Genomic DNA, 355 nt, shown 5'->3' with positions numbered 1-355 from the left:
TCCCACCCCTCGCCGAGCAGCACCGGATTGTGGCCAAGGTCGATGAACTCATGGCGCTGTGTGATCAGTTGGGACAGGCCCGCGCGGGGCGCGAGGCGGTGCGGGATCGGCTGACCACCGCCAGCCTCGCCCGCCTATCCGCCCCCGACACCGACGCGGACACCTTCCAATCCCACGCCCGCTTCGCCCTTCAATCCCTCCCCACCCTCACCACCCGCCCCGACCAAATCAAAACCCTCCGCCAAACCATCCTGAACCTCGCCGTGCGCGGGAAGCTGGTGGAACAAGATGCGGGCGATGAACCGGCGGCGGAGTTGTTGAAGCGGATCGCGCAGGAGAAGGCGCGGCTTGGAAT

Annotated in this window: 1 pseudogene; it reads left to right on the top strand. The window is 67.0% G+C overall.

Annotation, left to right across the window (positions count from 1 at the left end):
• A pseudogene (locus ACP2AV_RS15740) lies at positions 1 to 355 on the top strand (restriction endonuclease subunit S); the annotation flags it as partial.

Origin of the sequence: Aliiroseovarius sp. PTFE2010, assembly GCF_049943335.1 — a bacterium.
Classification (GTDB): Bacteria; Pseudomonadota; Alphaproteobacteria; order Rhodobacterales; family Rhodobacteraceae; genus JBNFVY01.
Note: the sequence above shows the minus strand (reverse complement) of the source record. Positions and strands in the feature narration are given on the sequence as shown.